Genomic DNA, 21,394 nt, shown 5'->3' with positions numbered 1-21,394 from the left:
CGCCTCGCCGCGGCGTCAGGCGGCCGCCGGGCCGCGCCGCGGCAGGCGCTGCAGGATGTCCGTCGTCTCGGCGCTCTGCTTGAGCCCGGCGAGGCGCTGCTCGATGTCGCGCCTCAGCACGGCCGCCAGGACCGGCTCCAGCACCGGGGCGAGGACCCGCGGGCGCGCCGTGAAGTTGTAGCGGAAGGTGACGCGGGTCCGCCGCGGCGACAGCGCCTTGAAGAGCCACGCGCCCGAGAACTGGCGGAAGATCCCCGGCCCGTCGACCATGGTGATGGCCACCTGCTCCGGCGGGTTCAGGGTGATGTAGCGGGCCTCCATCGACAGCCCGTTCTTCGCCCGCACCCACACCCGCACGCCGACGGCGGGCTCGGTCGCGCCGTCGCGGTAGCGCATCTCGCGGAGGAACGGGTCCCACTCGAGCCGGAGATCGTAGTCCTGGGACAGCGCGAAGAGCTCGTCGGGAGCGGCGTCGATCTCGGCGGTGCTCTGGATCGTGGGCATGGCGCTCAGGATAGGGCCGCGGGGAGAGCGGTGGCGAGGGCGCGCTGCGCTTCCGGCTCGTGCGCGCTGCACTTCCGGCTCGTGCGCGCTCGATGGCGCTGAGTTATCTGGGCTCCTCCGGGGATGAGCAGCGCATTCACGCGCTCATCGAGCCGTGATTGGCTGCCGGTGTGGTGCGCGCCGCCTCGTTGACGTCTCGCGGGGAGCCAGGTAGTCCGCCTCGCATGGGATACCGATCGGTGTTCGTGCTTGTTGTCGTGGCTGCTGCGGCGTTTGCGCTGAGCGGCTGCAACCGGGGGTATCAGACGGCCGCCGAGCTCGAGTCCGCCGAGCGCGGGCCGACCCACTGCGCCAGCTCCTGTTACTCGCTCGGGATGCGGATGTCCGCCTTCGTGCTCGTGGACCGCGCCGTGGCGGGCTGCGTGTGCGAGCCGGTGCAGGCTCCGGCCGGCCCTTACGCCGCGCCGCCGCCGGCCGGAGTGGCGCCGGCCGCGCCGCCTCCCGGTGCCCCGCCGCTTCCTGCTGCCGCGCCACCTCCCGCTGCCGCGCCGCCCCCGACGGCCGCGCCCCCGGCCGCGCAGCCCCAGGGCCGCGCGTGGGTGGGGGCCGCGGCGGCCTACGCCGTGATCGAGGCGTATCGGAACCAGCAGGAGGAGCAGCAGGCGATGCGGGCCGCGCAGCCGAAGTGAACTCGCCGGGGGGCAGCGCGACGAGACCTGCCCCTCGGAGGAGGCTCACGGCACCGTTGGCTCTTGGAGGAGCCCGCGTGCCATCCTCGGCAGGACCATGAACGAGCCGGCTCGCAAGATCATCTGGACGTACGCGGAGTATCTCGACCAGGAGCGGGCGAGCCCGACGAAGCACGAGTTCCTGAACGGCGAAATCTTCGCGATGGTCGGCGGGACGCCCGAGCATGCGCGCCTGTGCCTGAGCGTCGGCGCCGAGCTCCGGGCGCACCTCCGCGGGCGGCCCTGCGTGGTCTATTCCTCGGACCTGCGCGTCCGGGTGCAGGCGACGGGGCTCTCCACGTACCCGGACGTCAGCGTCGTTTGCGGCAGGCTCGAGCGCGATCCCGAGGACACGGACGCTGCGCTCAACCCGATCGTCCTGATCGAGGTCCTCTCCGACAGCTCGGAGGCGTACGACCGGGGGCAGAAGTTCGCGCACTGCCGGTGTATCCCCTCGCTCCGGGAATACGTGCTCGTCTCGCAGCACGAGCCGCGCATCGAGGTGTTCCACCGCAACGAGGATGGCTCGTGGACGCTCCGGGAGGCGCGTGCTGGGAAGGGGGCGGAGCTCCAGGCGATCGGGTGCACCCTGTCGGTCGACGACGCGTACCGAGATCCGCTCGCCCAGGCCGCGCCGGAGGCGGAGGGGTGACTTCGTGAATCACGATGAGCTCCCAACGGTCGGCTGGATGAGCCGCATGCTCTGAACGTCATTGCGCGGCCGGCCGATGTTGCGGGGGGCGTCGAGGACCAGCGCCCCGACCGCGCCCTTCACCGTGCATCCCCCGTCGCGTACGATACCGCGAATGTCCAGGTCGCTGCCCGCGATGGTCGACCTCCGGCTGGATCCGGGGGGCGCCTTGATCCTGAGCTGGACCGAGGCGCCCGGGTCCAGGAACAAGGCCGTTCCCCCCGAGGAAATCGCGCACCTCCGCCGCCTGGCCGAGGCGGTAAGCCGCGCCGAAAGCCAGCGCGAGAGCGTCGCGATCGTCGAGACCCGCGCGGCCCTGAGCGCCGCCCTTGTCGAGCTGCTCGACCGCCCCGAGCGCGCCCTCGGGCAGCGCATCGCGCGGGCGGACGCCGAGCGCCGCCGGCTCGATCTCGTCGTGCGCGCGCGGAGCGACGACCGCGACGCGCTGCGCGCGCACCCCGCGACGTGGATGCGGTGGGAGCTCCTGCCGTTCGCGGAGACGCGCCGCCGCGGCGCGCCGCCGCTCACGGTCGTCCTGCAGCTCGGTCCGCAGGACCTCGCCGCTCCTCGCGTGCTGGAGGGCGGCGGCCTGCGCATCGCGTTCATGGCGTTCTCTCCTCACGATGCCCGGCCCGAGTTCGACTTCGAGCGGGAAGAAGAGGAGCTGCTCGCCGCGATCGCGCCCATGGCCGAGCGGCGCCGCGCTCGGTTGCGCGTCGTCGAGGGGGGCACGCTGGAGGAGCTCCGCGACGTGTTGCTCCTCGAGCGCTTCGACGTCGTGCACCTGAGCGGCCACGGGGTGCAGACGCCGGGCGGACCGCGGCTCGTCCTGGAGGACGCGTTCGGGGCCCGGCGCGACGTCGAGCCGGCGGAGCTCATCGAGGTGCTGGAGCGGGCGAAGGCGATGCCGGAGCTCGTGATGGTCTCGTGCTGCAACAGCGCCGAGGTCCGCGGCTCGGTCGCGAGCTTCGCGGCGGAGCTCGTGGCGGCGGGCGTGCCCAACGTGGTCGGCTGGACGCGTCCGGTCGGCGACGGGATCGCCATGCTGGCCGCGTCGGTGCTGTACGAGCAGATCGGCGCCGGCAAGACGCCGGTCGAGGCCATGTATCGCGCCCGCGAGCAGATGCGCCGCGAGGAGGAGCGCACGCCCGCGCCGGCGCATGCCTGGGGAACGCTGCACCTCGTCAGCGGCTCCGCGGCTGGATTCCGCGTCGACGATCGCGCCGAGCCGCTGAGCGAACGCGTCGATCGCGACGAGGTCTACAGGTTCCTGGGCAGCCGCATGCGCGTGCTCGAGACGGGCTTCGTGGGCCGGCGGCGCCTCGTGCAGCGGCTGCTCCGCGTCATCGTTCGCGGGCAAGATCTCCAGAGGAGCGGTGCACGCGATGTGGCAGGGGCCTGCGTCTTCGGGATGAAGGGCGTCGGCAAGTCGTGCGTGGTGGGCCGGGCCATCGAGCGCGCCAAGCAGCACACGCCGGAGCTCGGCGTGGTGGTCGTGCACGGCGCGATCGACGAGCGCGCCGTGCTCGATGCGTTCCAGGAGGCTGTTGCCGTTGGGGGAGGGGACGGGACCGCGGAGAAGCTGCTCGCCCGCACGGAGGAGCGGGTGTTCCAGCGCGTGCGGCGCCTGATGGAGCACTGGCGCAGGAGGCCTATCGTTATCGTGCTCGACGACTTCGAGCAAAACCTGGATCGAGGCACGAGTGGTCCCTGGCTGGTGAAGCCCGAGGCGGCCGCGCTGCTGGAGGCGCTGCTGCCCACCTGCGCGACGGGCAAGCCGAAGCTCTTGATCACGTCGACGGCCGAGTTTCGGGTGCCGTGGGCGAACGAGCGGGCGCTCGCCTTCGTGCCGGTCGGCGCTCTCGACGAAGCGGCCGTGAGAAAGCTCTGGATGCGCGGGCGGGCGTCGAATGAGCTCGCCAACGTATCGCTCGAGGGCTGGCACGACCTGGCCGACCGGCTGGGGCGCAACGCGCGCGTCCTTGCGTGGGCGCGCGCGCTGCTGGCGGGCAAGACGGACGAGGAGCTCGCCGCCGTCGCTGCCAGCGCGTCGGCGAAGCTGCCGGTCTGGGCGCCGGGCGACGAGGCGAGCGAGAACAAGCACGCCGAGCTGGCGGAGCTGTTCTTGCGCCACATGGCCTACGAGCAGGCCCGGGCGGCCTTTGGCGAGCCGGCGCTCGAGTTCGTGAAGCGTGCGCGCGTCTTCGAGGACGCGGTGCCAAAGGACGCTTTCGCGGCGCTCGCCGAGGGGCTCGCCGTCGACCTTGACCGGGATCTGGGCGTGCTGGCGAGCTGGGGTCTCCTGGAGGTGGGCGAGCTTGATGGCGTGCGAGCGTACCGGGTGAATCCGCTCGTCGAGCCGCAGTTCAAGGCGGACGATGCCGCGCGGTGGCATGAAGTGGCGGCCGAGGCCTGGGAAGCGCTGGCAGAGAAGGCAACGTCGGGCGTGACGTGGCTCGAGCGCACGGAGGCGGCGTGGGAGCATGCGCTGCGGGGCAGGCATGTGGCGCGCGCGGAGCGCCTCGCGCGCCGCATTGACGCAGCGCTCTACAATGCGGGTCTCTACGCCCATAACCTCCGGCTGGCCGAGCGTCATGTGGAGGCGTTGCCGGAGTCGGCCTTCGGGCAGCGGTGGCTTGGCTACGCCGAGTTCAAGGCGGGGCGGGCTCCGGCTCGCGCCGGAGAGCGCATCCAACGGGGCCATGCGCTTCTCATCCGTGCGCACGGCACGGAGGAGCACCCCGAGGTGGCCACGTCGCTGAACGAGCTGGGCGGCGTGCTGAGGGCGCAGGGCGACTTTGCGGGAGCGCGAAAGGCGCTGGAGCGCTCGCTGGCAATCCAGGCCAAGGTGCACGGCACGGAGGAGCACCCGTCGGTGGCCGCGTCGCTGCACGAGCTGGGCGGCGTGCTGAGGGCGCAGGGCGACCTTGCGGGAGCGCGAAAGGCGCTGGAGCGCTCGCTGGCGATCCAAGCCGAGGTGCACGGCACGGAGGAGCACCCGTCGGTGACCGCGTCGCTGCACGCGCTGGGCGGTGTGCTGATGGCGCAGGGCGACCTTGCGGGAGCGCGAAAGGCGCTGGAGCGCTCGCTAGCGATCAAGGCCGAGGTGCACGGCACGGAGGAGCACCCCGAGGTGGCCGCGTCGCTGCACGCGCTGGGCGGCGTGCTGATGGCGCAGGGCGACCTTGCGGGAGCACGAAAGGCGCTGGAGCGCTCGCTGGCGATCCAAGCCGAGGTGCACGGCACGGAGGAGCACCCCGAGGTGGCCGCGTCGCTGCACGAGCTGGGCAGCGTGCTGATGGCGCAGGGCGACCTTGCGGGAGCACGAAAGGCGCTGGAGCGCTCGCTGGCGATCGATGCCAAGGTGCACGGCACGGAGGAGCACCCCGAGGTGGCCGCGTCGTTGCACGAGCTGGGCCGCGTGCTGAGGGCGCAGGGCGACCTTGCGGGAGCACGAAAGGCGCTGGAGCGCTCGCTGGCGATCGATGCCAAGGTGTACGGCACGGAGGAGCACCCGTCGGTGGCCGTGTCGCTGCACGAGCTGGGCAGCGTGCTGAGGGCGCAGGGCGACCTTGCGGGAGCGCGAAAGGCGCTGGAGCGCTCGCTGGCGATCAAGGCCAAGGTGTACGGCACGGAGGAGCACCCGTCGGTGGCCGCGTCGCTGCACGCGTTGGGCGGCGTGCTGAGGGCGCAGGACGATCTTGCGGGAGCGCGAGAGGCGCTGGAGCGCTCGCTGGCGATCAAGGCCAAGGTGTACGGCACGGAGGAGCACCCGTCGGTGGCCGCGTCGCTGCACGCGCTGGGCGGCGTGCTGATGGCGCAGGGCGACCTTGCGGGAGCACGAAAGGCGCTGGAGCGCTCGCTGGCGATCAAGGCCAAGGTGCACGGGACGGAGGAGCACCCGTCGGTGGCCGCGTCGCTGCACGAGCTGGGCCGCGTGCTGAGGGCGCAGGGCGACCTTGCGGGAGCACGAAAGGCGCTGGAGCGCTCGCTGGCGATCGATGCCAAGGTGCACGGCACGGAGGAGCACCCGTCGGTGGCCGTGTCGCTGCACGAGCTGGGCAGCGTGCTGAGGGCGCAGGGCGATCTTGCGGGAGCGCGAAAGGCGCTGGAGCGCTCGCTGGCGATCAAGGCCAAGGTGTACGGCACGGAGGAGCACCCGTCGGTGGCCGTGTCGCTGCACGCGTTGGGCGGCGTGCTGAGGGCGCAGGACGATCTTGCGGGAGCGCGAGAGGCGCTGGAGCGCTCGCTGGCGATCAAGGCCAAGGTGTACGGCACGGAGGAGCACCCGTCGGTGGCCGCGTCGCTGCACGAGCTGGGCGGCGTGTTGAGGGCGCAGGGCGACCTTGCGGGAGCGCGAAAGGCGCTGGAGCGCTCGCTGGCGATCCAGGCCAAGGTGCACGGGACGGAGGAGCACCCGAACGTGGCCACGTCGCTGCACGAGCTGGGCGGCGTGCTGAGGGCGCAGGGCGACCTTGCGGGAGCGCGAAAGGCGCTGGAGCGCTCGCTGGGGATCCAGGCCAAGGCGCACGGCACGGAGGACCACCCCTCCGTGGCAGCGTCGCTGCACGGGTTGGCACGAGTGCTGGAGGCCGAGGGCGAGCTCGATCAGGCAGCGGAGCAATATCGCCGCGTTTTGGCCATCGAGAAGAAGTGCTTCGGCACCCTAGACCAGTACCACTCGGCCGAGACCGAGGCGGCGCTCGCCATGCTGCTTTTTCGCCTCGGCCAGCAGGAAGAGGCCGGCGGCCTTGTTCAGCACGCCCTGCAGGTCCTTGCCGAGCAGGTACCGAACCATCCCATGCTGCCGCAGTTACGTGCGCTGATGCAGCAACCGCTCTAGCCTGCATCTCCCCCCCGTGCCCCCGGCCGATCTCCTCGGCCGTGCCGCCGTGGTCTCGGCCCGTCCGACGCGGCCGGCCTCGCCCCGCTCCGCGCGCCTCTCCTCAGCCGCCTGCGCTTCGGACTGGGTGCCCAACGTCGCGCTGCGCGGATAGGCGCTCTTCGAGCCTCGTCGCCGTGCCGGGTGACACCACGCATGCCCGAGCGCCGCCCCCAGGCCCTGCCAAGTGACACTACGTGCGCCCCTCCGCATACAGACCTGCCTGCGAAATGACACTACGTGTGTCCCGCCGTTTACAGACCTGCCTGCAAAATGACACTACGTGTGTCCCGCCGTTTACAGATCTGCCTGCAAAATGACACTACGTGACCCCATCCACACCCGCCCCAGGCTCCGCGGCCAGCCTACGCGCCTCCCATCGCAGCCCCACCCCCGTCGCGTCGAACTCCTGCGCTCCTCCCCGTCCGAGCACACATCCGGCGCCGATCTGCCCCCACGGCCCCGCTCGCTCGGATCTACGTTCCCAAGATGGCCAAAGCCAAGACCCAACAACCCCCCACCGGGAAGTCGCCCACCGCGACTCCCACGGCACACGCAACCTACCGCGCCTGCTATCAGCGCTTCGCCCCGCTGGCCGCCGATCTCCCGGAGCGCGACGTCGAGATCTGCCGCGCGGACGTGCGGATCGCCTTCGCCAACGTGAAGCGCGGCGTCCAGGCCGCCTGCGCCGACCCGGCGCGCATCCGCAAGGCCCTTCCCGAGCTGCCGCTCGATGACGTGCTCGCGCTGCCGGACCTCGGCCGTGCCCTGGTCTTCGCCGCCACGCGCGTCACGGCGAAGGCCGCGAGCACTCGTGAGATCGACGCAAAGCTGAAGCTCGTCATCGAGCTCCGCGAGCCGATGCTCACGCTCGCCGAGACGCTGGCCAAGCGCGGCCTCCTGCCGAAGGACGTGGTGGCCGAGATCCGCGCCGGCAGCGGCAAATACGACCTCGCCAGCGACGGCATGGCGCTCGCCCACCTGTACGAGGAGCACGCGGCCGCGCTCCGCGGAAAGCACCCCTTCACCCAGGAAGAGCTCAATCTGCTGCGGGAAGCGAGCGAGTGGCTGCTCGACACCCTCACCCCCGAGGGCGCCCGCCGGCCCGCGGCCAAGCAGCGCGGCGAGGCCGAGAAGATGCGCGACCGGCTCTGGACCCTCCTGGTCCGCCGGTACGCGGACCTCCGGAAGATCGCCTATTACTTCCACGGCGACGCGTTCGAGGACGTGACTCCGAAGCTCCTGTCCCGCCTGTCGAGCTCCGCCGCCGAGGACGACAGCGAAGAGATCGAGGCCGAAGACGACGGCAGCGAGGACGCCGACGGGGGAGGCAGCGGCGGGGCCGTCGACCGGCCCGCCAGCCCGCCGTCGCCGTAAACCGCGCTTTACCCCCACCGCGCCGCGCGCCGGCGGCGGCGGACGCGCGCCGGCGGACGCGCGCCGGCGAAACACAAACGGGTCCGGAGAGCCCCCCGCAATGAAAGGGGTATGAGCGCACCTCTCTCGCCACCCGCCGGCACCTCCCGCGATCGCACCTGGAACGCCCTTCATACAGCCGCAGTGGAAACGCTCCCCGGCGTGTTCCGGCTCCTGGGCGTGGCCGAGCCCGACATCGACGACCTCCTCCAGGAGGTCCTCCTCACGGCGTACAAGACCCTGGATCGCTTCGATCCCAACTGGCAGCCACCCCAGCCCAGCTGGCATCCGCCCCAGACCGAGGTGGGCGTCGCCGGCGATCCCGCGCGCCGGGGAGACCGAGCTCAGCACCGCAGCGCCGAGGCGCGGTGGGTGTTCGGGATCGCCTGGCGGAAGGTCGGCCGCTACCTGGGTCGCGCCCGTCGCCGCCGCGAGCTGGCGCATGGCCTTGTGCCCGCGTGGTGCTCCGAAGCGGTCGATCCCGCGCCGCTCAGCGAGCAGCGCGCCGTGGCGCGAGAGCGGCTGGAGCTCGCGATCGACCTGCTCTGGACGCTGGCCCCGGAGCGGCGGCTCATCCTGGTCCTGCACGAGGCGTACGAGGTGCCGCTCGCCGAGATCGCGCGCGATCTCGGCATCAACTACAACACCGCCACGAGCCGGCTGCGCCTCGCCCGCGCGGACTACCGCGCTGCCGTCCAGCGGCTGCGCCCGGAGCAGCGAGACGCGCTCCGCGGCTGCTGGCTCGGGTTTCCGCTGGCGTCTGCGTTTCTCGCGCGCGAGCACGCCGGAACGACCGCGCCGGCGCTTCCCGAGGCTGCGCCGCCTGCGCCCGCGCTTCCTGAGGCCGCATCGCCCGAAGCCGCGCTGCCTGACGCCGCGCTGGCGCCGCCGGCACCCCCTGCGCTGGCGCCGCCGGCACCCCCTGCGCTGGCGCCGCCGGCACCCCCTGCGCTGCCGCCGCCGGCATCTGCGCCAGCGGGGCTCGCGGGCTGGCTCGCCCGGCTGGCCCAGGTGAGACCCGCGCTCCGGTGGACCGCGGCGAGCGCTGGATACGCCGTGGCCTTGCTGCTGGCGCTCGCGCCGCCGCGACCGCTCTGGGCTGACCGCTTCGGCGCGCCTCTGGCCGAGCTGCTCCGCGCGCGCAGCGCCCGCGCCATGGAGGTGGCGCCGCGGGAGACGCCGGCTCCGCAGCCCACCGCGGCGGCGCCCGACGTGACCTCCCGGCGCGCCGTGGCGCCGCCTCCAGCGCGTGACGTCACGCCGCGTCCAGCGCCGTCGATGAGCGCTCGGGAAGACTCGTTCGTCGAGGAGTACCGGGTGCTCGACGCGGCGCAGGCGATGCTCTCCGCCGGCGATCCCGCCGGGGCGCTCCAGCAGCTCGCCCTGCACGAGCAGCGGTTCCCGAGCGGCCGTCTGAGGTCGGTGCGCGAGCGGTTCCGGGAGCTCGCGCAGGCGCGCCTGGCCGGCTCTGCCGAGGGCGCGGCGAGCGCGGAGCCGCCGCGATGAGCCGGCCCCACGACGGACGGGCGCGGCGGGCGCGGCCCGCGCACGGCGCCTCGAGGCCTCGACGCCATGTCCGGCGCGCGGCGCTCGCCGGTGCCACCGCCCTCGGGGCCGCGTACCTGCTCTCCATCGAGGCAGCTCACGCCGAGCCGGAGCCGCGTCCGAGGGCGGCGCGCCTCGAGTACGTGCGCGGTCGGGGCGCCGAACGCTGCCCTGACGCGTCGTTCCTGCGCGCGGAGGTGGCGCGGGTGGTCGGCGCCGATCCGTTCCGGGACGATGCTCCGCTCCTGATCTCGGCCACGATCGAGCGCCAGGGGACCGAGCTCGTCGCCTCCCTGGCGCTGCGCGACAGCGAGGGGAAGACCCGGTGGGCCGACGGGTTCAGCACCAGCAGAGCCTGCGAGGTGCTCGTCGCCGGCGTGGGGCTCGCTGTCGCAGCGCAGCTCCTGAGCATGCCGGAGCGAGGGTCGCGTGAGGCTTCGCCGCGTGGAGGTGCGCAGGCGCCGGGGGCGCCCGGGCCGATGCCGCCTGCGCAGGCGCCGCAGGGGGCGCCCGGGCCTATGCCGTCTGCGCAAGGGGCGCAGGCCCCGCAGGCGCCCTCCGGGCATGCGCAGGCCCCGGAGGGGCCGCCGAGGGCCTCGCCGCCCCCGCAGACGGCGCGCACGGCGCCGGCGCCGTCCGGACGGGCTGCGCCGGCGCTGCCTACCTCCTCCGATAAGGGCGCGCCGGCTGGTGCTTCCGAGCCGTTGCGGATCGAGGCGGGGCTCGGGGCGACCGTCGGACTGGGGATCACGCCGGGGGTCGCGGCCGGGACGACCCTGGCCATCGGCGCGCGCTGGTCCGACTGGTCGGTCGCCGTGGAGGGGCGGGGGCTCGTCTCGCTGGCGAAGGAGGTCGAGGGCGTGCCCCTCGGGACAACGGCCTTCACGGCAGCCACCGTCGCCTGCCTTCGCGGTCGCCACCTGTTCGGCTGCGGGCTCGCGACGCTCGGCGCCGTCCGATTCGCCCCGGAAGAGCCGTGGGACCTGCGTGTGCGCAGCAAGGCCCTGTTCGGGATAGGGGCGCGGCTCGGCAGCGCGTGGCGGCTATCGGACAGGTGGTCTGCGCATGTCCACGCCGAGGCGATCGGGATCGTGGAAGAAGCGCGGCTCAGGCGTCAGGTGGACCATGGCGTGACGCCAGCGCCGCTCTACTGGACGTCTCCGCCGCTCGGCGCCGCTTTCGGGCTGGGGGTTACGGCCAGCTACTGAGCGGACCTGCGAGACGGGACCCAGATCCGTGAGGATTGATGAGAAAAATATGTTCGAATTTGTAATGACGAGCTCGCGGATGACTACGACCGTCACGAGAGGTGGTCGTTGTCTGCGTGGAGCGGTATGGGGTACCTTGCCACGCATGCGGATCTACCCGTTGTTGATGGCAGGGCTCCTCGTGTTGCCGGGCTGCGCCGGCGATCCGACCATCTACGGGCCCTGTCAGCCCAGTGAATACGGCTCTCCAGCATGCCCGTACCCCGAAGCGGGCACCGGGGATGCGGGCGACGGCGGTGATGGGGGCGGAGGCTCCGGCGGCGGGACCGGCGCCGGCGGGACCGGCGGCGGCGACGAGAGCGCCTGCGCCGGCGACTGCATCCCGCCGGCGCCCCTCGGCTGGTTCGGCCCGGCGCTCCTCTGGTACGGCCCGCCGGACCAGGCGCCCAACTGCCCCGCCGAGGCGCCGAACGTCGGCTACCAGGGCTTCGCCGACCTGGCGCCAGCCCCGCTCGCCTGCGCGGCCTGCCTCTGCGACCCGCCGGCGTCGGCCTCGTGCGAGCTCCCGCTGGGCTGGTCGGCGCACACGGCCGCGGCGTGTACCGCCGGCGGCCCCGGCAGCGTCGAGACCACCTTCGCGGCGCCCGACGGTTGGGACGGCGCCTGCACCGCGACGAACGCGATCCCCGCGGGCCAGGACTGCGGCGGACAGCCGTGCGTGCAGTCGCTCTCGGTCGACGCGCCGACCGTGCTGGTGACCGCCGCGTGCACGCCCAGGGTGGACGAGCCCCCGCCGCCGACGCGCGAGGACCCGTGGCAGACCTGGGCGCTCGCCTGCCTGCCCGGTGCCTACACCGAGTGCCCGGACGACCGGAGCACCTGCATGCCGTCGCCTGGCGAGCCCGGGGTACCGCCGCCCGGCGGCTTCCTGACGTGCATCTTCCACGAGGGCGACGTGACCTGCGAGAGCCCTTATCTGGACAGGCACGTCTTCTACGGCGGCGCCGAGGACACGCGCGGCTGCTCCGAGTGCGCCTGCGGGGCGCCGGAGGGCGCGTCGTGCACGATCATGGCGTCGGTCTACAGCGACGGCGCCTGCACGGCGACGCTCGTCTCCGCCGTCGTGAGCTCGACGACGCCGTTCTGCGGGGTCACGCCGCCCGGCGTCGCGCTCGGCAGCAAGTCGGCGGAGGTCGTCGCCGTGGATCCCGGCGCCTGCGCGCCGAGCGGCGGCGAGCCGACGGGCGAGCTGCTGCCGGCAGAACCGTCGACCTTCTGCTGCCTCGCATAGGCTCGATCCATCGGGTGACCGGACTAGATTCCGGGCATGACTCACCCGGATCCGCCCCTCAGCAACGACGACGAAGAGGACGAGGAGCTGCTCAGCGAAGAGGACGAGGATCTGCTCGACTGGGCGTCTTGGGCCACGTTCTACGCCGTCGGCTATGTCCGCATCCTCGCCGACGCGATCGAGCGAGGTGACGCCGATCTCCAGGTGGATCCCGGGGCGTGGGAAAACACCCTGACCGCCGCCGAGGGAGCGATGGCAGAGCAAATCCGCGGTCGCCTGCACGGGCCTACATCCATCACCGTGGAAGACGTCGAGCGGATGCGGCGACTCCGCGAACTGGGTTCCGCAGCGCTCTCGGGCGGTGAGCGGTCACCCGAGCTCGGCCCGCTCGCTCTGCGATCCATGGAGTCTCTGTTCGGACCGGACTGGAAGCGCGCGTCGCGGGAAGCCGCGTTCTACGCGCGCGCTCTCAATCAGGAGTTCCACCCTCATAGCCGCACTTGACGGGAACTCCGACGATGAAAACGCAGATATCTCCGTTCTCGTAATAATACCAGCAGCTGCTGGCCAGGCCGAGGGCTCTGCATTGCATCAGTAGTCCGGTTTTGACGTTGTTTTTGTAGGGATGACGTCGTCCTGCCGGGCAGGATACCCCTGCGTCGGCGCACTTCATCATGCAGTCAGCGCCGTACTCACGTCGCTTGCAGTGGATGATTTTGAAACTGCCGATCGCGTCCGTTTCGGCCGTGGGTCCGTTCTCCGTCTCGTCGTCAAGTGCCAGGTTGTCAGATCCTGGATCGCTGTTTGGTATGTCGACCTCCGTCTCATCGACGTTTTCTGATGGGTGCATGACACAAGATGCAACGCATAGAGCGACTCCATGGAGCGAGACGATGACGGCGACCGTCGGAACCATTCGCATGGTACGGGCGACGCAAGCTGCGAGCCACCTCGGTCGAGTGTGACGGTGCCACGCGGCGCGCATGCTGGAGCCGTAAGACGAGGAAGACCCGCCGAGCGCGCTGGACGCCGGCGGCCCCGCGCTGGTGCTCAGCAACACCGACACCCAGCGACGGCTGCCCGCCTGCTCGACCCCGAGCTCGCCCTCCTGCGCGCCGTCGAGGCACGCGGCTTGCGTTTCATGCGGCGCAGGGGGCGCGGCCGGTCTCATGGCGGGATCGCTCGACCCCGGAGCAAGGCGATGGACGGCGCAGCCAGGGACATCTTCGTCATCAGCGACCTGCACCTCGGCGACGGCGGCGTGCGCGACAACTTCGAGACAGGCAAGAAGACGCCACAGCTGCGCGCATTTCTCGACCACGTGGGCAGCGAGGGGGGCGAGCTCTTCGTCCTCGGCGACCTCTTCGAGCTCTGGCAGATGAACCTCAGCCTGCTGCTCGTGAAGCGGCGCTCGCTCCTCGACCAGCTCGCCACGCTGCGGCTCACCTACGTGCCCGGCAACCACGACATCGACCTCGCGCACTTCATCGACACGGACTTCCTCCATCACCCCTTCTTCGCCGCCATGCGCGCGCCGTTCGTCCGGGAGCGCGGGGGCAGGCGGTTCCGCTTCTCGCACGGGCACGAGACCGATCCCTTCAACGCCGGGGACGATCCCGGCTTCGGCCGCATGCTCGCCATCTTCGCCGGCGTGTGGGAGGACGAGAACGGCTCTCCCCTCCTCGAGAGCGGCGAGAGCGTGGAGGACGTCCTCGAGCAGTTCGGCGAGTCGATGCTGACGATCTGGCGGCGCGCCCTTTCGACGATGCACCCCCGCGGACCGGAGCGGGACGTGCGCCCCACCTCGGCCCTGACGCCGGCGCAGAACCCGGATCGGCTCGGCGAGCACGTGGCCGGGGTCCGCGCAGCGCTGGAGAGGGGGGGCGATCATGACGTGGCGGTGCTCGGGCACACCCACAAGCCAGGTCGCATCGGCGACTGGTACTTCAACAGCGGATCCTGGACCGGCCCCCGCAACCCCTTTCTCCGCATCTCCCCGGACGGTCACGTGCGCTATCTCGAGTGGAAGGACGGCCGCGAGATCGAGCGCGAGATGCCGGTGGTGCGCCCGGAGGCGGGGCCAGGCCGCGCACCGCCGACGAAGAAGAATCCGATCGTCGCGGCCCGCACCGCCGCGCGGACGCTCTTCCCGAAGCCGACCCGGCCGGAGCGCTCCCGGTGGGTCCTCATCGCGCAGGGCGTCCTCGCGCTCGCCGTGGGCGCCGGCGTCCTGACGATCTCCGTCGGTCAGGGCTCGTCCGCGGGGTGGCGGCTGCTCGTCTCGGCGTTCGCGGTCTACGCGCTCGCCGATGGCGCCCTGTCGCTGCTCGGGGCGTCGCGCGAGCCGCCCGTCCGGCGCCTCCTCTCGCGCGTGCGCGGCGTGGCGAGCCTGCTGCTCGGCCTGCTCGTGCTCCGGCGCGGCTACGTGGTCGAGATCTTCGTGGTCCTCGTCGGGATCTGGGCGTTCGTCTCCGGCGCGCTGCGCGTCGCGGCGTCGGTCGTGCTCAAGGGCATGGTGGAGTCGAGGTGGCTCTTCCTGGTGGGCACAGGCTCGATGCTCGCCAGCCTCGTCCTGCTCTCGCTCCCCGCGTCGGCGGTGCTGCTCAAGTACGCGCTCGCCGCGTATCTCTGCTACTACGGCGCGGGAGAGCTCCTGGCCGGCATCTTCGGACAGCGGGTGCCCAGGGCGGCGCGCCTCCACCCCTCGGCCTGAGGCGGCCGGCGCGTCATGAAAAGGGCAACGGGACAGGAACGCTGAGGCGATCGAAGGCTCGCGGAATGCCCGGGCCTCATTGTGGGTCGGGCTTGCTGGTCAACACGGCCTGGGTCTCCTCTGGAGGTCCTTCGAACGCGTCCCAACCCTCCTGCGGTTCTATGCCGAACTCGTCAAGGAACGCGCGCGCTCCCTGCACGATATCAGCCGGAATATCAACGCCGGGCATCCACGCGCTGAAAAGATCGCGCAGCTTCTGGGCGTGAGCCGTCGTTATCCGCCTGGTGCTGCCGTCGTAGTTTCTCTCCCATTCCGCAGCTACGGGGATGTAAGCGTCCAGGTGCTGCAGGATGTGTTCGCGACTCGGCAAGCTGGCGCCCCTCGCCGCAAGCCGCGGCGATGCGAAGAACGCCATGATATCCAGCAGGCACATGAAGGATGTCATGAAATCCTTGAATCGTGCCTGTTGCTCGATCTCCGTGTTGTGAGCGCTCATTTTAGCATCTTCCATTCGCCGTCGATATAGCTGAAGGAAACGGGGACGCCCCGGAAACTGCTGATTATCGTGCCTGCAGAACCAACGACCTCCGCGTTGACGATGCAGACATACGAGCACCATCCCTTGACCGCAAGGTTCGCGAGCGACCCGAACCACTCAGGGCACGGCTTGCACCGTCCATCACCGCAGTCGTTCGGACCGCAGACGGCCCATCGCTGCTTGGATCTGGACCAGACCTTGTGGCTGTAAGGACAACCAAACTCGTCGGCGCACTCGTACCTCACGATGTAGCCCATCGGAAGCGCAGGGAGAAAAGCGGGGTCCATGGTTGCCACCCAAGCATCGGCTTGCTCCAGCGCCCACGGAAGATGGCGCTCGACCAACATGCTTAGCGCCACTTCGTCGAGCGACTCCGGTGCCACCCCTTCGCTTTCGATAGCGCCGTCAAGCAGGTACAGAGCGTAGCTCGTCCTGGCTGTGGCGACGGCTAATTGGAGCGGATCTGCGCTCGCTATTGCATCGGTAAACACGTCTTCTTCGGACGCGGGCTCAGTGGGGCTTCGCGGGGCGTTCTCCTCCTCTCCTGGGTCGCTGAAATCCGTCAAATCGTCGGAACGATCTGCGTCTTCCGAGCCGGTGCCAAATCGGAACGTGCAACTTGGCGTCAGTGCTACACCGAGCGCCGCGGAACATGCGAGGGCGCAGATTCTCATGAGGACGTGCTGCGTCATGCGACGATGGCTCCTTTCACGTCATACCAGATCGAGGCCACGCACCTGGCGAGCGGGGCCTTGGGGACGAAACGGTAGAACTTCGCCGCCATGGCACGAGGGTCGCCACGAACACGTTCGCGATCAAGCCGAGCGGAGGCTCGAGGTAGAGGGTCGCGACGCGGAGCTCGCTCACGTGGATTCCGCCCGCGGACGTGACGTCATCGGCCGAGACGCTCAGGGCGACGAGACCTCGCCTGCAGAAAAGGGGTCGGAGCCCCGAGCGCGCCCAACTACGGTAGCTCCAGCCATGAAGACCGCCCTCCCGACCCCCGCCTCCCGCGCCCCGCTCGCCGCGCTCGCCGGGCTCGCCGCCCTCGCCGCGGGGGCCGCCTGCGTGCAGCCGCACGCCCCCCCGCCGGCCGAGCCGCCCAAGGCCGCCGAGCCAGCGCCCCCCGCCGCCCAGGCCGCGCCCTCGCCGCCGCGGTTCGGGCAGATCCCCCGGCTCGACTTCAACCGCATCGCCGTGGAGCTCGATCTGCCGCTCTTCTGGATCGCGGACCGGAACGGCTCGGGCGCCGTCGAGCCCGACGAGGTCGCCGCCCTCTGGCACCACACCAAGGCGCCCGCCTGGGTCGCTTCCGGGGCGTTCACCCCGGAGTTCACCTCGGCCTACGCCGCGATGCTCAAGATCAAGGCCGAGGGCCACCCGCGCGCCGGCCTCGACGAGGCCGAGCAGCGCCGCCGCGACGCCGTGCTCGCGGAGCTCGCGGCCGGCCGGCCGTCGCTCCTCCGGTCCGACTTCCGCGGCGCGTCCGCCGAGGACCGGGCCATCGTCGGCCACCTGCTCAAGGTGGCGGCGCTGATCGACCAGATCCACGCGAAGCAGCTCGGCTCCGCGGGCATGGCCGACAAGATCCCGGCCGACGACCCGGCGAGCCGGGCGCTCTTCTGGCGCAACCAGGGGCCCTGGTGCGAGCAGCCGAAGACCCGCAACGATCCGAGCTGCAACGCGCTGCCCGGCAAGCCGCCCCGCGTGACCGGCGCCTACCCGGCGCGGCTCCAGCAGGACAAGAAGTTCTGCGCCGCGCTCGAGGCGCGGCGCGACCAGCAGGCGCTCCTCTCGCCGTTCACCCTGGTCGTCGAGGAGGGCGGCGCCCTCAAGGCCGTGCCGTACAGTGAGGCCTACAAGCCCGAGATGGAGGCGGTGAGCCGGGAGCTCAAGGCCGCGGCGGAGGCGATCCAGAGCCCCGGCGAGGCCGCCTTCAAGGCGTACCTGCTCGCGGCGTCGCAGGCGTTCCTCGACAACCAGTGGGAGCTCGCGGACGAGCCGTGGTCGAAGATGAACGCCGAGAACTCGGCGTGGTACCTGCGCGTGGGGCCGGACGAGACGTACTGGGAGCCGTGCAGCCGCAAGGCGGGCTTCCACGTGAGCTTCGCGCGCATCAACCAGGAGTCGCTCGCCTGGCAGAAGAAGCTCGACCCGGCGAAGGCCGACATGGAGGCGGCCTTCGCGAGGCTCGCGGGCGCGCCGTACAAGGAGCGCAAGGTCGCGTTCCACCTGCCCGACTTCATCGACGTCGTGCTGAACGCCGGCGACTCGCGCGCCGCGACCGGCGGGACCGCGGGGCAGAGCCTGCCGAACTGGGGGCGGGTCGCGACCGAGGGCCGCGGCCGCACCGTGGCCATGGTGAACCTCTTCGACGACGACGACAGCCGCGCCGCCCTCCGGGAGGCCGCCGCGTCGCTCCTCTGCAAGGCCACGATGGAGAGCGTCTCGCTCGAGCGGCCCGTCGCGACGCTGGGCACGGTGCTGCACGAGGCGGCCCACAACCTCGGGCCGACGCAGAACTACAAGGTGAAGGGCAAGACCGACAACGAGACCTTCGGCGGGCCGCTCGCCACGATGCTCGAGGAGTTCAAGGCGCAGACCGGTGCGCTCTTCTTCACCGGCTGGCTCGCCGAGCGGGGCGTGATCGATCCGGCGCTCGCCCGCATGGCGGAGACGCGGGAGGTGATCTGGGCGCTCGGGCAGGTGGGGCAGGGGATGTACACCGCGGGCGGCGAGCCGCGGCCGTACGGCCAGCTCGCCGCGATCCAGCTCGGCAGCCTGCTCGACGCGGGCGCGCTCGGCTTCTACCGCGGCGAGGTGGCGGCGAACGGCGCGGACAAGGGGTGCTTCTCGATCCAGGCCGACAAGCTGCCCGCCGCGGCGGAGGCGCTCGCGAGGACGGTGCTCGGCATCAAGGCGCGCGGCGACAAGGCCGCCGCGCAGCGCCTGCGCGACGACTACGTCGAGAAGGAAGGGGCGTGGAAGGCGCTGCGCGGGGTGATCGAGGAGCGCATGCAGCGCATGCCGCTCGGCAGCGTCGTGTACGCGATCGAGCTGTAGGCGTCGCCATGACCGCGGCGCAACCGCAACAGACGACCCCGCCCGCGCGCCGCTCGGCGAGCGCGCGCGGGCGGCGCCGCGCCCTCGGCCTGCTCGCGCTTCTCGGCCTCCCCGCGCTCGGCCTCGGCGAGCTCGCGGCGCACGTCCACTTCAGCGAGCGCGCGCCGGGCTTCGACGCATGGCGCGAGGTGAAGGCGCCCCTCGAGGCGATGAGGCAGCCCGGCGACCTCGTGGTCGTGGCGCCCGCGTGGGCCGATCCGGCGGCGCGCCGCGCGCTCGGCGACGCGCTGATGCCCCTGCGCGACGCCGCGCGGCCCGACGAGAGCCGGTACGCGGCCGCCGTGGAGATCAGCGTCCTCGGGCAGCGCGCCGAGGAGCTCGCGGGCTTCCGCGAGGAGGCGCGGCAGCAGCACGGCCGCTTCGTGCTCCGGCGCCTCGTGAACCCGTCGCCCGCGCGCGTCGTCTACGACTTCGTCGATCACGTCGCGCCCGCGTCGGCGGACGCGCGCGTCACCGAGCCGCCCGCCGCGTGCCGCTGGAACCCGCGCGCGCGGATCGCCGCCGGCGGCCTCGGCGGCCACCCGACGTTCCCCGCAGCGCGCTTCGAGTGCCCGGGCGGCCCGTTCTTCAACGTGGGGGTGACGGTGATCGCCGACGAGGAGTTCCGCCCGCGCCGGTGCATCTGGTCGCACCCGCCCAGGGACGGCGAGATCGTCACGCGCTTCCGCGACGTGCCGCTCGGCTCGGTGATCCGGGGGCACGCGGGCATGTACTGGATCATCGAGCGCGAGCGGCAGGGCGCGCCGGTCACGCTGTCCGTGCGCGTGAACGGCGAGACCGTGGGCGAGGCGACGCACCACGACGGCGACGGGTGGGCGGCGTTCGAGTTCCCGCTCGCCGCCCACGCGGGCGCGGCGAACGCCGAGGTGGAGTTCGCCGTGAGGTCCGCGGATTACACGCACCGCCACTACTGCTTCGAGGCCGACACCCGATGAAGCGAACGGCGCCCCTCGCGCCCGCCGACGGGCTCGTCGCGGTCGCGCTCGCGGCGGCGTACGTCGCCCTGCTGCTCGCGACCGCGGGCGATCTCGGCTACGCGCGCGACGAGGGGTTCTACTTCTTCGCCGCGAACCGCTACGGCGCGTGGTTCCAGGCGCTCCTCGAGGCGCCCCGCGCCGCGCTCCGCCCGGAGGTCGTCGACGCCGCCTGGTCGGTGAACCACGAGCACCCCGGCCTGATCAAGTCGCTGTTCGCGCTGTCGAACCTGCTCCTGCAGAAGCGGCTCGGGCTCTTCGCCATGGAAGGAACGAGCTACCGCTTCCCGGCGATGGCGCTCTCGGGCGCCGGGGTCGCGCTCGTGTACCTCTGGGGAACGCAGGCGCGCGATCGGCTCGCCGGCGCGTCCGCGGCCGTGCTCTTCGCGATGCTGCCGCGGTACTTCTACCACGCGCACCTCGCGTGCTTCGACGCGCCGATCGTGACCGTGTGGGCCGCGTGCGCCTACGCGTACTGGCGCTCGCTGCGCGACGGCGGCGCGCTCTGGCCCGTGCTCACCGGCATCGCCTTCGGCCTCGCGCTCGACACCAAGCACAACTCGTGGTTTTTGCCGATCGTCTGCGTCGCGCACGCCGTCGCGCTGGAGCTCCGGGAGCGGATCGTCGCGCGCCCGGAGGCGGCGGAGGCCGCGCCGGCGCCGCCGCGAGGAGCCCGGCGCTCGGCCAACGCGCTCGCCGCGCTCGCCGCCATGGCGACGATCGGCCCGCTCGTCTTCTACGCGCTCTGGCCGTGGATCTGGCGCGACACGCTCGCGCGCCTGCGCGAGTACGCGTCGTTCCACCTGAACCACGAGTACTACAACATGGAGTTCCTCGGCCGGAACTACTGGACGCCGCCGATGCCGAGGGCCTACGCGCCCCTGATGACGGCGGCGACGGTGCCCGCCGTGACGCTCTGCCTCTTCGCCGCGGGGCTCTGCGCGGCCGCGCGCGAGCGCCTCGTCTACCCGCTCGCGCGGGCCGCGGCGCGGCTCGCGCCGGAGAGCGGGAGGCTCGCCGCCGCCCGCGCGTTCGCCGCGCGCCTCCGCCCGCCGCCGCCCGACGCCGGCGGCACGGCGCTGCTCTGGTTCCTCGCCATCGCCGCCGTCTACGGCGCGTGGCTCTCGCCGAGCACGCCGATCTTCGGCGGCACCAAGCACTGGATGACGGCCTATCCGTTCATCGCCCTGTTCGCCGGCGCCGCGTTCTCCGCCGCGGTGAGGCGCGCGCGCGTCGGGCTCCGCGCGCTGCTCGTCGCCCGGCGCGGCGCCGGCGCGACCGCCGGCGCCTCCGCGCCGGGGGCCGCGCTCGCCGCCGCGGCGCGCGGGCCGCTGGTCCCGGCGCTGCTCGGGGCGGCGGTGGTCGCGGCGCCCATCGCCGAGACGCTGCGCGCGCACCCGTGGGCGCTCTCGGCCTACACGCCGCTGGTCGGCGGCGCGCCCGGCGCGGCGAGCCTCGGGCTGAACCGCACCTTCTGGGGCTACGCCACGGGCGCGGTCGTGGACTACCTCAACGAGCACGTCCCGCCCCGGGGGACGGTGTACATCCACGACACCGCCGGCCAGGCGTGGGACATGCTGCTGCGCGACGGGCGCCTGCGAAAGGACATCCGCGGCGTCGGGGCGGTCGCGGGCGCCGACTTCGCCCTGTACCACCACGAGAAGCACATGCTCGGGCAGGCGTACCAGGCGTGGGTCGCGTTCGGGACCACGAGCCCGGATCACGTCGCCGGGCTCGACGGCGTGCCGGTGATCTTGGTCTACCGGAACCGGGCCCGCTGA

At 72.2% G+C, this 21,394-nt stretch carries 16 protein-coding genes; 12 read left to right on the top strand and 4 right to left on the bottom strand.

Going from position 1 to position 21,394, the window contains the following annotated elements; genetic code table 11:
• Positions 1-15: 15 nt before the first annotated feature.
• Positions 16-504, bottom strand: a complete 489-nt coding sequence (locus tag WMF33_RS23175; protein ID WP_437339157.1) for a type II toxin-antitoxin system RatA family toxin — start codon at positions 502-504, stop codon at positions 16-18.
• 224 nt (positions 505-728) lie between these two features.
• Between WMF33_RS23175 and WMF33_RS23170 the strand changes: the two genes are divergently transcribed.
• From WMF33_RS23170 to WMF33_RS23135, 8 genes are all read left to right on the top strand, one after another.
• Positions 729-1,193: a hypothetical protein gene (locus WMF33_RS23170; RefSeq protein WP_437339156.1), complete on the top strand. Its 465-nt coding sequence runs from the start codon at positions 729-731 to the stop codon at positions 1,191-1,193.
• Positions 1,194-1,290: 97 nt separating this feature from the next.
• Positions 1,291-1,884 carry a Uma2 family endonuclease gene (locus WMF33_RS23165; protein WP_437339155.1) on the top strand — a complete coding sequence of 198 codons (594 nt, stop codon included), beginning with the start codon at positions 1,291-1,293 and terminating at the stop codon, positions 1,882-1,884.
• 154 nt (positions 1,885-2,038) lie between these two features.
• Positions 2,039-6,766 carry a tetratricopeptide repeat protein gene (locus WMF33_RS23160; RefSeq protein ID WP_437339154.1) on the top strand — a complete coding sequence of 1,576 codons (4,728 nt, stop codon included), beginning with the start codon at positions 2,039-2,041 and terminating at the stop codon, positions 6,764-6,766.
• A 528-nt stretch (positions 6,767-7,294) separates the two neighbouring features.
• The gene (locus WMF33_RS23155) at positions 7,295-8,182 is read left to right on the top strand and encodes a hypothetical protein (protein WP_437339153.1); all 888 of its coding nucleotides are present in this window, start codon (positions 7,295-7,297) and stop codon (positions 8,180-8,182) included.
• A gap of 183 nt (positions 8,183-8,365) precedes the next feature.
• Complete coding sequence (locus WMF33_RS23150; RefSeq protein ID WP_437339152.1) at positions 8,366-9,727, top strand: RNA polymerase sigma factor; 1,362 nt, start codon at positions 8,366-8,368, stop codon at positions 9,725-9,727.
• Positions 9,724-10,974: a hypothetical protein gene (locus WMF33_RS23145; protein ID WP_437339151.1), complete on the top strand. Its 1,251-nt coding sequence runs from the start codon at positions 9,724-9,726 to the stop codon at positions 10,972-10,974. The genes WMF33_RS23150 and WMF33_RS23145 overlap by 4 nt, the downstream gene beginning before the upstream one ends.
• A 145-nt stretch (positions 10,975-11,119) precedes the next feature.
• On the top strand, positions 11,120-12,265 hold the full coding sequence (locus WMF33_RS23140; RefSeq protein ID WP_437339150.1) for a hypothetical protein: 1,146 nt from the start codon (positions 11,120-11,122) through the stop codon (positions 12,263-12,265).
• A gap of 36 nt (positions 12,266-12,301) precedes the next feature.
• The gene (locus tag WMF33_RS23135) at positions 12,302-12,769 is read left to right on the top strand and encodes a hypothetical protein (RefSeq protein WP_437339149.1); all 468 of its coding nucleotides are present in this window, start codon (positions 12,302-12,304) and stop codon (positions 12,767-12,769) included.
• Here the strand turns inward: WMF33_RS23135 and WMF33_RS23130 are convergent.
• Positions 12,735-13,115, bottom strand: coding sequence for a hypothetical protein (locus WMF33_RS23130; RefSeq protein WP_437339148.1), 381 nt, complete (start codon positions 13,113-13,115; stop codon positions 12,735-12,737). The two genes, WMF33_RS23135 and WMF33_RS23130, sit on opposite strands and share 35 nt — an antisense overlap.
• A 351-nt stretch (positions 13,116-13,466) precedes the next feature.
• Between WMF33_RS23130 and WMF33_RS23125 the strand changes: the two genes are divergently transcribed.
• Positions 13,467-14,978: a DUF308 domain-containing protein gene (locus WMF33_RS23125; protein ID WP_437339147.1), complete on the top strand. Its 1,512-nt coding sequence runs from the start codon at positions 13,467-13,469 to the stop codon at positions 14,976-14,978.
• Between the two features lie 76 nt (positions 14,979-15,054).
• Here WMF33_RS23125 and WMF33_RS23120 read toward each other — a convergent pair whose 3' ends face one another.
• Both WMF33_RS23120 and WMF33_RS23115 read right to left on the bottom strand, forming a co-directional pair.
• On the bottom strand, positions 15,055-15,489 hold the full coding sequence (locus WMF33_RS23120) for a hypothetical protein (RefSeq protein ID WP_437339146.1): 435 nt from the start codon (positions 15,487-15,489) through the stop codon (positions 15,055-15,057).
• A complete protein-coding gene (locus WMF33_RS23115; RefSeq protein WP_437339145.1) occupies positions 15,471-16,208 on the bottom strand; it encodes a hypothetical protein in 738 nt (245 codons plus the stop codon). Before WMF33_RS23115 ends, WMF33_RS23120 begins: the two co-directional genes overlap by 19 nt.
• Before the next feature lie 289 nt (positions 16,209-16,497).
• On the opposite strand from WMF33_RS23115, the gene WMF33_RS23110 reads away from it, so the two are divergent.
• From WMF33_RS23110 to WMF33_RS23100, 3 genes are read left to right on the top strand one after another with little or no spacing between them, the layout of a single operon-like run.
• Positions 16,498-18,579 (top strand): hypothetical protein, encoded by a 2,082-nt coding sequence (locus WMF33_RS23110; RefSeq protein ID WP_437339144.1) that lies wholly within the window; start codon positions 16,498-16,500, stop codon positions 18,577-18,579.
• Positions 18,580-18,587: 8 nt separating this feature from the next.
• Positions 18,588-19,574 carry a hypothetical protein gene (locus WMF33_RS23105; protein ID WP_437339143.1) on the top strand — a complete coding sequence of 329 codons (987 nt, stop codon included), beginning with the start codon at positions 18,588-18,590 and terminating at the stop codon, positions 19,572-19,574.
• Entirely contained in the window at positions 19,571-21,394 is a 1,824-nt protein-coding gene (locus WMF33_RS23100) for an ArnT family glycosyltransferase (protein WP_437339142.1), read from the top strand. The genes WMF33_RS23105 and WMF33_RS23100 overlap by 4 nt, the downstream gene beginning before the upstream one ends.

This window comes from Sorangium sp. So ce394 (assembly GCF_051474665.1).
Taxonomy (GTDB): domain Bacteria; phylum Myxococcota_A; class Polyangia; order Polyangiales; family Polyangiaceae; genus Sorangium; species Sorangium cellulosum_D.
Note: the sequence above shows the minus strand (reverse complement) of the source record. Positions and strands in the feature narration are given on the sequence as shown.

What these genes read in the sequence shown, in the direction of transcription:
- WMF33_RS23110 (WP_437339144.1), top strand. Translation starts at nt 16,498, where the DNA reads ATGAAGACCGCCCTCCCGACCCCCGCCTCCCGCGCCCCGCTCGCCGCG.
- WMF33_RS23155 (WP_437339153.1), top strand. Translation starts at nt 7,295, where the DNA reads ATGGCCAAAGCCAAGACCCAACAACCCCCCACCGGGAAGTCGCCCACC.
- WMF33_RS23165 (WP_437339155.1), top strand. Translation starts at nt 1,291, where the DNA reads ATGAACGAGCCGGCTCGCAAGATCATCTGGACGTACGCGGAGTATCTC.
- WMF33_RS23105 (WP_437339143.1), top strand. Translation starts at nt 18,588, where the DNA reads ATGACCGCGGCGCAACCGCAACAGACGACCCCGCCCGCGCGCCGCTCG.
- WMF33_RS23170 (WP_437339156.1), top strand. Translation starts at nt 729, where the DNA reads ATGGGATACCGATCGGTGTTCGTGCTTGTTGTCGTGGCTGCTGCGGCG.
- WMF33_RS23135 (WP_437339149.1), top strand. Translation starts at nt 12,302, where the DNA reads ATGACTCACCCGGATCCGCCCCTCAGCAACGACGACGAAGAGGACGAG.
- WMF33_RS23130 (WP_437339148.1), bottom strand. Translation starts at nt 13,115, where the DNA reads ATGCACCCATCAGAAAACGTCGATGAGACGGAGGTCGACATACCAAAC.
- WMF33_RS23125 (WP_437339147.1), top strand. Translation starts at nt 13,467, where the DNA reads ATGGACGGCGCAGCCAGGGACATCTTCGTCATCAGCGACCTGCACCTC.
- WMF33_RS23145 (WP_437339151.1), top strand. Translation starts at nt 9,724, where the DNA reads ATGAGCCGGCCCCACGACGGACGGGCGCGGCGGGCGCGGCCCGCGCAC.
- WMF33_RS23115 (WP_437339145.1), bottom strand. Translation starts at nt 16,208, where the DNA reads ATGACGCAGCACGTCCTCATGAGAATCTGCGCCCTCGCATGTTCCGCG.
- WMF33_RS23140 (WP_437339150.1), top strand. Translation starts at nt 11,120, where the DNA reads ATGCGGATCTACCCGTTGTTGATGGCAGGGCTCCTCGTGTTGCCGGGC.
- WMF33_RS23120 (WP_437339146.1), bottom strand. Translation starts at nt 15,489, where the DNA reads ATGGAAGATGCTAAAATGAGCGCTCACAACACGGAGATCGAGCAACAG.
- WMF33_RS23175 (WP_437339157.1), bottom strand. Translation starts at nt 504, where the DNA reads ATGCCCACGATCCAGAGCACCGCCGAGATCGACGCCGCTCCCGACGAG.
- WMF33_RS23100 (WP_437339142.1), top strand. Translation starts at nt 19,571, where the DNA reads ATGAAGCGAACGGCGCCCCTCGCGCCCGCCGACGGGCTCGTCGCGGTC.
- WMF33_RS23160 (WP_437339154.1), top strand. Translation starts at nt 2,039, where the DNA reads ATGTCCAGGTCGCTGCCCGCGATGGTCGACCTCCGGCTGGATCCGGGG.